Origin of the sequence: uncultured Aquimarina sp. (assembly GCF_947492405.1) — a bacterium.
GTDB lineage: Bacteria > Bacteroidota > Bacteroidia > Flavobacteriales > Flavobacteriaceae > Aquimarina.
Genome location: NZ_CANLMP010000010.1, coordinates 90,135 through 102,671, shown reverse-complemented (window position 1 = coordinate 102,671; position 12,537 = coordinate 90,135). Strand labels below are relative to the sequence as shown.

The following is a 12,537-nucleotide window of genomic DNA, read 5'->3' as shown; positions in this document are numbered from 1 at the left end:
CACAATTAAAACGAACACGAATAAAATTAATTAAAACAAAAACCCATGAAAGCAAGTATATTTCTTTTAAAAATCGTTGCCATTGCTATGCTTTTTGCAGCATGTGCTAGTGATGACACCTCAGATATTACTATTAATATTAACGGTGATGGTTCTCCTGTAGACCCTACTGATATAGTAATTGGAGGTACTCTTACAGAGGACCTTACTCTTGAGTCAAACACAGAGTATTCTCTTAATAGCGCTCTTATTGTACCTGAAGGTTTTACGCTAACTGTAGAGCCAGGTGTAGTAGTACGAGCAGCTACTGGATCTGATGTATATATCGCTGTACTACAAGGAGGGACTATTAATGCTGAAGGAACTTCTTCTAATCCTATTGTATTTACTTCTGCTACCTCAACTCCTAATCCTGGAGACTGGGGAGGTCTAATCCTATTAGGTAGAGCACCAATAAACTCTGTTGTAGGAGGTGATGCTACCTCTACTTCTGAAATTGGAGGATTACCATATGGTGGTAGTGCTGTAAATGATAACTCAGGTATCCTTAGATATGTTCGTATCGAATATTCTGGTGGTGCAGCAGATGCAGCTTCAGAGAATAATGGATTTTCATTCTACGCAGTAGGAAATGGAACTACTATCGAATTTATTCAGGCCTTTGAAGGAGCAGATGATGGAGTAGAGTTTTTTGGAGGAACCGTGAACGCTTCATTTATATCAGTAATTGGTGCACAAGATGATTCTGTAGACTGGACTGAAGGATTTACAGGAACATTAACCAATGTATATATCGAGCACAGACAATCTCATGATAAAGGAATAGAAGGTGATGGTTTTAACACAGATATAGGAAATAATTCTAATCCAGTATTTTGGTCAGCTCCTACAGTAACAAATCTTACCATCAATGGACTTGGTTCTTCTAATGAGAATGAAGCTATCCGATTACGCGCCGGAACAAGAGCTACATTTACCAATGTACTTTTAGAAGGTTTTGCAGAAGGTTTTGATCTTGACGATACTGAGACTGGAAACGGTGTTTTAAATGATGAAACTTCTATTACAGATATCACTTTTGACGATATCACACTTAATCTTAAAAATGATACAGGAGCTACTTTTGGAGAAGCTGATGTAATCACTGGTGTTGGTAACGGAACTGGTGCGGATTACAACTCATGGAATTCTGGATGGACTCGTAACTAATAATACGAAATAAGAATTCAGTTAATAATAAGCTGTTTGAAAAGTGTTTAAAATATTTTTCGAACAGCTTATTTTATTATTCTTTTACAAAACATTGCCTTTCTTAACCTTTTCTTTTAATTCTTTGCACTTAAGTTACATTCTCATAATACAAGTATAATACTCAAATAAAATACAACTCAGACAATCTTTATTTATTTGTAACTAGATTTTTAAAATAACACTATATCAAAATAAATACTACGCGTAATACTTTCTTGAATATTTTGAGTTAGCTATTCGATATAAAGAAACGTGTTCGTAGAAGGCTGGAAGATCATTATTATCCAACAACAATAATGTTTCTATTCAGCCTTCTCTTTTTTATAAAATTCTAAAAATGGATATTTTTAAGAGATTAACTATAAAGTTGTCTTTCACTGACACAAAACCTCTTATGATTCCTAAAAAAATACAAAAACATTAGAACTATTCGTATCGTAAGTTTATCCAATTGTTAAGACCAGTACATACATTTTTACCCGTTTAACATTGCGATAATGTTTATGTAATATTTTATAAAACTATCAAACTTGAACATTGTTAACCTCCTGAAACAAACTTTCAAATTATTACAACAAAAACAAAAAATCTTAATACCGTGTAAAACCTTGGTTTAAAAACAAATATTCAATAAGACAATACCGAAAAAACAGATTAAAAAATTACCAAAAACTCCACTTATCTCTATTTTTTTCAAAATTACAATCCCTTAAACTAAGGATAATAATAGGATAAGATTCTTTACTGTAAAACCGTATTTATTTGTAACAGAATTTTACGAATACGAAATGAGAAAACTTTTTACAGTAATTGCACTGTTTTATCTTGGATTAAATTTTGCACAAGAAACCGGATCCATCGCCGGAACACTTCTAGACAAAGAAGTAAACAACCAACCACTTCCTTTTGCAAATATTGTAATTGTTGGAACTACCTTGGGTACTTCCACAGATTTTGATGGAAAGTATGAAATGACCAATGTTCCTTCTGGAACCTATACCTTAGAATTTAGTTTTACTGGTTATGAAACCTTACGCATTCCTGATGTAGTAGTAGAATCCGACAAAGTAACTGTTATTGACACAGCACTAGGAGCTACTGCCGCCGCATTAGAAGAAGTTATTATCAAAGTTCAAACAAGTAGGGAAAGAGAAGAAGCCTTATTATTAGAACAAAAAAATGCTGTTCAAATAAAAGAGAGTATAGGAGCAGAACAACTAGCAAGACTTGGCGTTTCGAATGCTTCTGCTGCAACTACAAAAATATCAGGTGTTTCTAAAGCAGAAGGATCAGGAGATATTTATGTACGAGGTTTAGGAGATCGTTATTTAAGCACAACACTTAATGGATTACCGATCCCATCCGACAATATCGATAAAAAAAATATAGATTTAGAACTGTTTCCAGCTAGGTTTATAGGGAACGTATCAATAAGCAAAACTTTTGCCCCTTCCAATTCTGCAGATCTTGCTTCTGGAAATATAGATATCGTTTCTAAACAAGTTACCAAAACAAAAGACATCGGTGCAAGTATTAGTAGTGGAGTTAATTCTAATGTAGCCGATAACGACATTTTTAACAATTTTAAAGCTACAGCGAATAATGACGATATTTCTTTAGGGATATATAGCCGTGAATTTGAAGCTGACAACCTTGTAAACGCTATAACTCAGCAATCGTGGAACACCACAGAGATATCTACTCCTATTAACTATGGATTTGGATTTAATGTTGGCGGTATATTAGGTGAGGAAAGAAATTTCAAAGTTTATTTTAGTGGTGGCCAATCCATTGATTACGAATATCGAGAAGGTTTATTCAGGGAATATGATCAAGGAAACCTAAGGGACATAGTACCTGAGGATGATTTAAGACGCTGGTTACGTACAGTTAATTCAACAGCGATGTTACACGGTCAGTACAAAATTAGTAATGATCATAAATTATCTTTTAACACTTTCGCTATTAACAAAGTTTTTGAAGAGACGTTGGAAGCTGGACGTGAGCGTACTACTGAATTTTTTGAAGAATTAGATAATATTGAAGAAGGATCTCAATTTCTTAGAGATCAAAATATAAAAAATACTTTTTTATCAGCCACGCAGCTTATTGGAGAGCATGTTTTTTCTGAAAAGAATAATTTAGAATGGGCAGCTGGGTTCAATTATTTGGTAGCTAATGAACCTAATAGAATTCGTAATGAAGTAAATATCCTTAACGATAATCCAAACACACCTGAGAATGAAGATGGCATCATAGAACTTGGATTTACCGGAGGATTTCAACAAAGAAAATCTGTTCAGGAAATCACAGATCAAGAAATCAATGCGAGAATCTCAGATGAATGGGTTCTTAAACAAAATGAAGACGAAGAAGATATTTTTGTTTTAAATATTGGAGGAGATTTTAGAAACAAGACAAGAGACTTCTTATCACAGTTTTTTGGAGTTGAAGAAGGTAATGTTGAAATTAATCCTACCTCAATAGATGCTATAGGTGATATTTTCACACAACAAAACTTTGATAATGGAGCGTTGCAGCTTAACGTACAGCCGATAGACACTTATGACGCAGAACTTCTTTCCTATTCTGGTAATGCAAACTTTACAGGAAAATTTGACAAATTCACGGCACAAGTTGGTGTTCGTTATCAGAAAGATGAAATTGACGTTAACTTTGATGTAGGGAATTTTGTAAATCCTCTCACAGGCCAAGCCAGAATAGGTAGTTCCAATAAAGAATATGATAATTTCTACCCATATCTGAACTTAAAATATGCAGTAAACGAAAAATTAGCATTGCGTCTTTCTGGAAGTTTAGGTCAAACCTTACCTGAATTTAAAGAAATTGCTCCTTTCCAATATGTTTCTCAGGTTGGGCAGGTATTTCAGGGAAATCCTAATGTAGAAAGATCTCAAAACTATAATGTAGATTTTAAAGTAGAGTTTTTTCCAGAAAATGATGAATTACTATCCTTTAGTGCTTTCTATAAAAGGATAGAAGACCCAATAAACCGAGGTTTACAAAGAGGAGGAGAAGATATTTTCTCTTACTTCAATACAGGTGATAGAGCTCGAATTTTAGGATTTGAACTTGAAGGGAGAGTCTACATAATAAAGAAACAAGAATCAAATCCGAACCTAAGACTTAGTGGTAACATTTCTTACCTAGACCATGTACAAGATTTAAAAGATGTAATTAGAGAAGATGGAACTCTTGAACAAACTTTTAAATACGGTGATAGAACTGAAATTGGATTGGAAGGAGCATCTGATTGGATCTCAAACCTGTCATTAACATTCAACTCGGGTAATGAATTCCCTTATGAGCTTACGCTAACAGGTAATTATGCATCTGATAAGATTTTTGCTCTAGGAGCTCCTAGAAATCAACAGCAACCAGATGTTTTCTTCAATGGTGAAATCATAGAAAAGGGTTTTGTAACCTTGGATTTGATTGCTAATAAACAGATAAATAATCATTGGAGTATAGGATTAACCGCAAAAAACTTATTAAATCCAACTATAGAGAGAACGCAATTTATTCAAGAAGTGGTTAGCGGTAACCAATTTGAAAGTACCATTTTATCATATTCTACGGGTATAGAAACTTCTTTGAGTCTTAGTTATAAATTTTAAAAACTATTAATTAAATATAAACAATGATGAAAACTTTTAGTAAATTATTAAGCTTTGCACTATTTACAGGATTACTTCTTGTTTCCTGTGGAGATGATGATGATGGAGGAATAATTCCTACACCAACAGATGATTCTGTTCTAAATGGTATTATTAATGCTGATCGTACATTGGATGCTAGTATTCAATATAAAATTACAGGAACAGTAACTGTTGCTTCAGGAACTACTTTAACGATACCTGCAGGGACAGAAATCGTATCAGACGCTGGTGTCGAAAATTACTTAGCAGTATTAAAAGGGGCTGATATTGATATTCAAGGAACAGCAGCAAATCCAGTGATTATGCGTTCTAACGGTCAAGCAGGTGCTTGGGGTGGGTTAGTGATTTGCGGAGATGCTACTACTACAGAAGGAACAAATGCGACAGCTGAAGTTGGTGGTCTTATCTATGGTGGAACTAATGATACAGATCGCTCTGGTAACATCGATTATTTAATCCTAAGAGATGCTGGTGCACAAATTAATGCAGATTCTCAGTTTAACGGTCTTACGTTATATGCTGTTGGTTCCGGAACTACCATCGACAACGTAGCAATCATCAATGGTACTGATGATGGTGTAGAATTTTTCGGAGGGACTGTATCTGTTACAAATATGTACTTAGAGAATAACGAAGATGATGCTGTTGACTGGACTGAAGGATGGAATGGTGTATTGACAAATGCATATGTTACAAATACTATTTCTGATTTCTCTACTGCTATCGAAGCTGATGGTGTGAATAACAACCCAACACTTGTTAACTTTACAGCAATTTCTTCTACTGGAGGTACGGCTATCCAAATCAAAAATGATTCTGGTGCAACTATCAATGGTTTAACATTAACTGGTTTTGATACGTCTTTCGACTTTAGAGATAGTGCTCCAGCTTCTAACTTACAAATTGATAGTGCTGATGCAGATACTGCGGATGACGCTGTATTTAGTACTTCTTCTACAAACGCTAGTTTATTTGCTTGGGTTATAGATGCAGGAACTGGCTCTGGTAACGTATTACCAGCTACTATTTCTAGCGATCTTACACTGGATGCTTCAGTTGCGTATGAAATAAGTGGACCAGTTTTAGTAAGTAATGGTGCTACTTTAACAATTCCAGCTGGAACTACAATTACTTCTGAGTCTGGAACTGCAAATTACCTTGCTGTATTAAAAGATGCTTCTATCGATATCCAAGGAACCATGGCTAATCCAGTCGTAATGGAATCTAACGATGGTGAAGCTTGGGGAGGATTACTTATCTGTGGTGATGCTACAACTACTGAAGGAGTAGATGCTATTGCAGAAGTAGGTGGTCTTGTTTATGGAGGAAACAACGATACAGATAACTCTGGTACTATCAATTATTTAGTACTAAAAAATACTGGAGCACAAATCAATGCAGATTCTCAGTTTAACGGTCTAACTCTTTATGCCGTAGGTAGTGGAACAACTATTACCAACGTAGCAGTTATCGGAGGTTCTGATGATGGAGTTGAATTCTTCGGAGGTACTGTTAACGTAACAAATTTCTATGCTGAAAACCTTGAAGATGATGCTGTAGATTGGACTGAAGGTTGGAATGGAACTCTTACTAATACTTTTGTAAACATCACCATAGCAGATTTTTCTACAGCTATAGAGGCTGATGGAGTTAATAACAATCCTACACTTGTTAATTATACTGCAGTTTCAACTATGGGCGGTACTGGAATTCAAATCAAAAATAATTCTGGTGCTACTATTACTGGTCTTTCTCTAACAGGATTCGATACGCAATTTGATTTTAGAGATAGTGCTCCTGCTTCTAACTTACAAGTAGATAGTGCTGATGCAGTAGAAGGTACAGCATACAATACTTCTACAACAGTGGCTGCTGATTTTGCTTGGGCTACTTCTTTATAATAATAGCTATGAGATAAAAATCTCATTATAATATAGTAAAACCGCTTCAAAAAATTGAAGCGGTTTTTTTATACTTAACCATAAGAAACTTTCATAAATAGAATTTTTTAATGAATTCATTCACACCTTCACTGATTTCCAAGTACCTTTTTTAAACCATATAATTCCAACTACAGCTATTAAAATTTCGGCAAAAGTAATTGCTAAAAAAACACCCATTGCTCCCCAATCGAAAACAATTGCAGCCAGATATGCAAACGGAAGCTGAAATACCCAGAAGCAGAAAAAGTTAATAATAGTTGGTGTTTTAGTATCACCGGCACCATTAAATGATTGAATCACCACCATACCGTATGCATAGAATACATATCCAGCAGCAATTACACGTAGACTTAACGCTCCATATTCTACAACTTGGGGTTCTACACTAAATATTTTGATAATAACCTCGGCAAAGATCAAATAAAATATAGATACAAATATCATAAAATAAGCATTGTACTTTCCTGTTTTCCAAACGGATTGCTCAGCCCGATCTGGTTTACCTGCACCCAGATTTTGACCTACTAGCGTTGCAGCGGCATTACTCATCCCCCATGAAGGCATAAGTGTAAACATCAATACTCTAATTGCAATAGTGTATCCCGCCAAAACTTCACTACCAAATTCCGCCATAATTCTCATTAAAAACACCCAGCTGGATGTTCCTATAATAAATTGGCCGATCCCTCCAAGAGACACCTTAATTAAATTAATCATCACTTTAGACCTAAGTACAATATCTTTAAAAGTCACTTTAATTTTACTCCATCCGAATAAAAGAATTACTAGTTGTAATAGTACTGCACTACCCCTTCCTATAGTAGTCGCTATTGCAGCTCCTTGCACTCCAAAACCAGGAATAGGTCCAAAACCGAAAATAAAAAGTGGATCCAAAATGATATTTAACAGGTTAGAAAAAATCAACACTTTCATAGCTACCGATGCATCACCTGCCCCTCGGAAAACGGCATTGATTAAAAACAATAACATAATAGTAATGTTTCCTCCTAGTAAAACTTGCGTATATCCATATCCATCGGCGATCAGATCGGGTTCACCTCCCATAAGTGCTAAAATTTCTTTCGGAAAAGTTATTCCGATTACACTAATGATTATAGCAACCAGCGTTCCTAAAAAGATAGCCTGTACTGCTGCCTGAGATGCTCCTTCGATATCCTTTTCACCAACTCTACGAGCTACAATAGCAGTAACTCCCATACTGAGACCAATTGCTATGGCATAAATTAAAGTGATAACAGATTCTGTTAACCCTACCGTTGCAATTGCATTTTCGCCAAGACTGGAAACCCAATAGATATCTACTAATGCAAAAATAGATTCCATGATCATTTCGAAAATCATAGGAATTGCAAGCATAAATACAGCTCTTCGAATACTACCAGAAGTAAATTGTTGTTCTTTGCCTGTAACAGCTATTTTAAAATAAGAAAATAGTTTAGAAAGGGTAAGTTTATTTTGTGTCATAAAAAAAGAATTACGTTTAAAAAAAGAAATAGCTGGAAAAGGCTAGAGAAGTTTCTCTACCTTACTAATACCGAGACCGATATTTCCAAAAAGACGTACATAATTCTTTATAACTTCATAATAGTGTAAATATCCGTTTTTTTTATGAAACTACAAAACAAACAACAAACCTTAATTACTTAATGGTAAATCCGTACATATGAAAGTAAACTAAGTTATTTATAGAGATTTAACATTAAAAAATGACCTCCCTAACTCAATTATTAATAAAATATTGTACTTTTATAGTCCCAAAATAAATTTTTTATGAAAAAAATCTACTTACTACTCATATTTATTGGTGTTTTTAGCCTCTCCTTTTCTACTGGAGTACAGGCTCAATCATCCTTTAATACTACCGACCAAAAAGAAGAGATCCAAATATTTCCTAATCCTGTCTCTGGTGATATTCTTAATGTGACATCTAAATCTGGAAAGTCAATCACCTGTAGGGTTTTTAACGTATTGGGTAAAACAGTATTATACAAGGTTATTACTACGGAGAAATTAAATATTTCTGCACTATCGCCAGGAGTATATGTACTTAGAATGAAAATTGGTAATATCACACAAGTACAAAAACTGGTAAGACAATAGCATTTTAGTGAATTATATATTTTTATCTCGGACATTAGAATATACTATTCCGAATCTAACCAAAAATCAAAATATTATATAAAAAACACTCTATTCATACAGAGTGTTTTTTTATACCTTTGTTCTAAACAAAAATACCTTATCGACTCCTATGCTGGCTGAGACTATTTTTACAATTCAAAATGATCAAGATTTTGAAAAAGCCGCATTGAGAGTTTTTCAGCATCAATATGTTAATTGTACAGTATACCAGCGATTTTGTAACCTTTTGGGAATTACTAAAAGTTCTGTAAAGAATAGCTCTGATATTCCATTTTTACCCATTGAATTTTTCAAACAAGAAAAAATCGTTAGTTCTCCATCCAACATTCAGCAAATCTTTACCAGCAGCGGAACTACAGGGAGCATCACTAGTAAACATTATGTAACTAACTTAAATATTTATGAAAGTAGTTTCAGAAAAGGTTTTCAGCATTTTTATGGAGAGGTAAGAGATTATACAATTTTAGCTCTTTTACCATCTTATTTAGAACGTGAAGGTTCTTCATTAGTTTATATGGCAGATAAACTGATTAAAGAAAGTCAGCAACCAAAAAGCGGATTTTATCTCAACCAAACTGATAAGTTGGTCACAATGTTAAAACAACTAGCTCAACAAGGTAAAAAAGTATTGCTTATAGGAGTTTCTTTTGCATTATTGGATCTTGTCGAAAACCATGATATTCAACTAAATGATCAAACGATCATCATGGAAACCGGAGGAATGAAAGGCAGGAGAAAAGAAATGATACGAGGACAACTACACGAAATTCTTAAAAAGGGTTTTGGCGTCTCCAAAATTCATAGTGAATATGGCATGACTGAATTATTATCTCAAGCGTATTCTAAAGGTGATGGGATTTTTTACTGCCCGCCCTGGATGAAAATATCAACTCGTGATACCGAAGATGCCTTAACCCAGCTACCAGCTTATAAAACGGGAGGTATCAATATTATTGACCTCGCTAACATAAATTCCTGTTCATTTATTGCTACTCAAGACCTTGGCAAAACCCATGATAACGGTAGTTTCGAAATTCTTGGCAGATTTGATCATAGTGATATTAGAGGATGTAATTTAATGGCATTATAATCTTTCTTTTACAATTATCACCTCTTATTTTATCAATTTCGTAAGGTTCTCTTCTTTTTACGATCTAATTGCCCATAACCACAATAAATAATCACAACAATGAAAAAATTAATAACAACACTGTTACTTATATTTACAATAGTACTAAATGCACAACAAATAGATTACAACACGGATGATGGATATATTGCAGAAGGATATGATGTTACTGAATATTTCAATAACAAGGCCGTAGAAGGAAAAAGTGCTTTTGTCGCCACTCATGATAATGTAAAATACAAATTCGCAAGTCAAGCAAATCTAGAAAAATTTAAAAGCAACCCAGAAAAATTTGTGCCCAAATATGGAGGATATTGCTCTTATGCACTGGCTACTAAGGCAGATAAAGTTGACATCGATCCTGAAACATATGAAATTAATAATGGTAAGCTGTACTTGTTTTACAATTCTTGGGGCACTAATACACATAAAAAATGGAAAGCCGAAGGAGCAGAGAAACTAAAACCAAAGGCGGATGCAAACTGGGAAAAAATAAAAACAAAATAATAAAACATATCACTTAATCTTAATCATATATAAGATTACGTTTTTTTCAATAATTGATTAGTAAAGTCTGCAGAGAATAAATTCTGGCAGACTTTATTTTTTTGCAACTTTCGATTTTAGATATCGTATTTATAGGAGTAAGTAATTTTTTAGATTAAAAGAATGTTAGATCTCTATATCTTCTAAAAACTTATAATTATGTTAAAGTTGTAATGTTCTGATTTTTTCACGACTGAATAGATGTAACAACAAAAAAACACAATTACACAAAATGAAAAAGTTCATTGTCATACTGTTTTTAGGATTAATTACCAATGTAACAGCGCAACAGATTGACTATAATGTTAAAAAAGGATTTGTTGCAGAAGGATATGATGTTACGGAGTATTTTAATAATAAAGCGATAAAAGGAGATAGTAAGTTTATTACTATTCATGACAACGCAAAATACAAGTTTGCAAGTCAGGAAAATCTGGAAAAGTTTAAAAACAACCCAGAAAAATTTGTTCCACAATATGGAGGTTACTGTGCCTATGCAATAGGAGCAAATGCGGAAAAAGTGGATATTGATCCGGAAACATATGAAATAAGAGATGGAAAACTGTATTTATTCTATAATTCCTGGGGAATTAACACCTTAACCAAATGGAATAAAGAAGGTGCTGAAGATTTAAAGAATAAAGCTGATATAAATTGGCAAAAAATAAAAACAAAAAAATAATCGATATTATCGATACACATATAGAATGCTAAGTTTTTTTCAATAATTGATTGGTTAGTTGACAAAGCCTGCTAAGAAGAGATTCTCGCAGGCTTTGTTTTTTTAGGTTATCATAGTATTACAATCTGATAAAATACCATTATTAAATACACTGTAGGTTTAAAATATTAAGTGCGAATTACTCGTTATAGGTATCCAACTTAAATTTTAACACAATGAAAATCAACAAGTTTTTAAGCGTAACTGCTTTAGGAGTATCTGCAATGTTATTTATAAATTGCCAAAACGATTCTGTATCAGAAGAAGTGATACAAGATTTGTCAAAATCTGATACCTCATCAGAAAAGTACCCATTAACTTCAAATGAGTCTTTAGTTATTAAACCTTTCTTTGGTACTGAAACAGAGTTTAGTGAAGTGGATGGTAATTTAGTTTTGGGTGATATGATCTTGTCTCCAGAACAAGTAGAAGAAACCAATACTATTGAAAAAGGAACCATTCTTAATAATCCTTCTAGAAGATGGCCAAAATCTGGAAACACTTATGTTGTTCCTTATGTAATAGATAGTCGTCTACCCAATAAAAGTCGTGTAACCAATGCAATGAATCATTGGAAAAACAAAACTAAAGTTCGTTTTGTTAGGAGAACGAACCAACGTAATTATGTGTATTTTACAGATGATGGAGGATGTTATTCTTATATTGGTAAAATAGGCGGTCGCCAAATTATATCTCTTGCCAGCGGCTGTACCACAGGTAATACTATTCATGAAATTGGTCATGCAGTGGGTATGTTCCACGAGCAGTCTCATCCAAGACGAGATCGAAATGTTACCATCAATTTTCAGAATATCATCCCCGGAAGAGAAGGTAATTTTAGAAAAGAATCAGCTTCTAATGTTAGAACTACTAATTTTGATTTGGGATCAGTAATGATGTATGGATCATTCTTTTTCTCTAAAAATGGAAGACCTACAATTACCAGAAAAAACGGAAGCACATTTAATGTCCAAAGAAATGGACTAAGTACTAGAGATGTGAGAGCTGTCAATAAAATTTATAACTAATTTCAATTTCGCCTCATAGTATAGAAAAAGGCGTATACACTTTCTTAATGTATACGCCTTTTACAGTATTGTTAAA

General features: G+C 33.7%; 9 protein-coding genes. 8 read left to right on the top strand and 1 reads right to left on the bottom strand.

What is annotated here, in order from left to right:
• Positions 1–45 precede the first annotated feature (45 nt).
• The 3 genes from Q0829_RS25985 to Q0829_RS25975 all read left to right on the top strand — a co-directional run bounded on the left by Q0829_RS25985 (position 46) and on the right by Q0829_RS25975 (position 6,832).
• Positions 46–1,209: a multidrug transporter gene (locus tag Q0829_RS25985; protein WP_298548650.1), complete on the top strand. Its 1,164-nt coding sequence runs from the start codon at positions 46–48 to the stop codon at positions 1,207–1,209.
• 830 nt (positions 1,210–2,039) lie between these two features.
• The gene (locus Q0829_RS25980; protein WP_298548648.1) at positions 2,040–4,889 is read left to right on the top strand and encodes a TonB-dependent receptor; all 2,850 of its coding nucleotides are present in this window, start codon (positions 2,040–2,042) and stop codon (positions 4,887–4,889) included.
• Positions 4,890–4,915: 26 nt separating this feature from the next.
• Complete coding sequence (locus Q0829_RS25975) at positions 4,916–6,832, top strand: hypothetical protein (RefSeq protein WP_298548646.1); 1,917 nt, start codon at positions 4,916–4,918, stop codon at positions 6,830–6,832.
• A gap of 120 nt (positions 6,833–6,952) precedes the next feature.
• Here the strand turns inward: Q0829_RS25975 and Q0829_RS25970 are convergent, their stop codons facing one another.
• Positions 6,953–8,359 carry an MATE family efflux transporter gene (locus Q0829_RS25970; protein WP_298548644.1) on the bottom strand — a complete coding sequence of 469 codons (1,407 nt, stop codon included), beginning with the start codon at positions 8,357–8,359 and terminating at the stop codon, positions 6,953–6,955.
• A 306-nt stretch (positions 8,360–8,665) separates the two neighbouring features.
• Here Q0829_RS25970 and Q0829_RS25965 point away from each other — a divergent pair, with 306 nt between their 5' ends.
• The 5 genes from Q0829_RS25965 (at position 8,666) to Q0829_RS25945 (ending at position 12,461) form a co-directional block, all read left to right on the top strand.
• Positions 8,666–8,995 carry a T9SS type A sorting domain-containing protein gene (locus Q0829_RS25965; protein WP_298548642.1) on the top strand — a complete coding sequence of 110 codons (330 nt, stop codon included), beginning with the start codon at positions 8,666–8,668 and terminating at the stop codon, positions 8,993–8,995.
• A 151-nt stretch (positions 8,996–9,146) separates the two neighbouring features.
• On the top strand, positions 9,147–10,127 hold the full coding sequence (locus tag Q0829_RS25960) for an acyl transferase (RefSeq protein ID WP_298548640.1): 981 nt from the start codon (positions 9,147–9,149) through the stop codon (positions 10,125–10,127).
• Between the two features lie 99 nt (positions 10,128–10,226).
• Positions 10,227–10,673, top strand: coding sequence for a YHS domain-containing (seleno)protein (locus tag Q0829_RS25955; protein WP_298548638.1), 447 nt, complete (start codon positions 10,227–10,229; stop codon positions 10,671–10,673).
• A gap of 271 nt (positions 10,674–10,944) precedes the next feature.
• On the top strand, positions 10,945–11,394 hold the full coding sequence (locus tag Q0829_RS25950) for a YHS domain-containing (seleno)protein (protein WP_298548636.1): 450 nt from the start codon (positions 10,945–10,947) through the stop codon (positions 11,392–11,394).
• Between the two features lie 215 nt (positions 11,395–11,609).
• Positions 11,610–12,461, top strand: a complete 852-nt coding sequence (locus tag Q0829_RS25945) for a M12 family metallopeptidase (protein ID WP_298548633.1) — start codon at positions 11,610–11,612, stop codon at positions 12,459–12,461.
• Positions 12,462–12,537 lie beyond the last annotated feature (76 nt).

What these genes read in the sequence shown, in the direction of transcription:
- Q0829_RS25985 (WP_298548650.1), top strand. Translation starts at nt 46, where the DNA reads ATGAAAGCAAGTATATTTCTTTTAAAAATCGTTGCCATTGCTATGCTT.
- Q0829_RS25950 (WP_298548636.1), top strand. Translation starts at nt 10,945, where the DNA reads ATGAAAAAGTTCATTGTCATACTGTTTTTAGGATTAATTACCAATGTA.
- Q0829_RS25945 (WP_298548633.1), top strand. Translation starts at nt 11,610, where the DNA reads ATGAAAATCAACAAGTTTTTAAGCGTAACTGCTTTAGGAGTATCTGCA.
- Q0829_RS25975 (WP_298548646.1), top strand. Translation starts at nt 4,916, where the DNA reads ATGAAAACTTTTAGTAAATTATTAAGCTTTGCACTATTTACAGGATTA.
- Q0829_RS25980 (WP_298548648.1), top strand. Translation starts at nt 2,040, where the DNA reads ATGAGAAAACTTTTTACAGTAATTGCACTGTTTTATCTTGGATTAAAT.
- Q0829_RS25970 (WP_298548644.1), bottom strand. Translation starts at nt 8,359, where the DNA reads ATGACACAAAATAAACTTACCCTTTCTAAACTATTTTCTTATTTTAAA.
- Q0829_RS25965 (WP_298548642.1), top strand. Translation starts at nt 8,666, where the DNA reads ATGAAAAAAATCTACTTACTACTCATATTTATTGGTGTTTTTAGCCTC.
- Q0829_RS25955 (WP_298548638.1), top strand. Translation starts at nt 10,227, where the DNA reads ATGAAAAAATTAATAACAACACTGTTACTTATATTTACAATAGTACTA.
- Q0829_RS25960 (WP_298548640.1), top strand. Translation starts at nt 9,147, where the DNA reads ATGCTGGCTGAGACTATTTTTACAATTCAAAATGATCAAGATTTTGAA.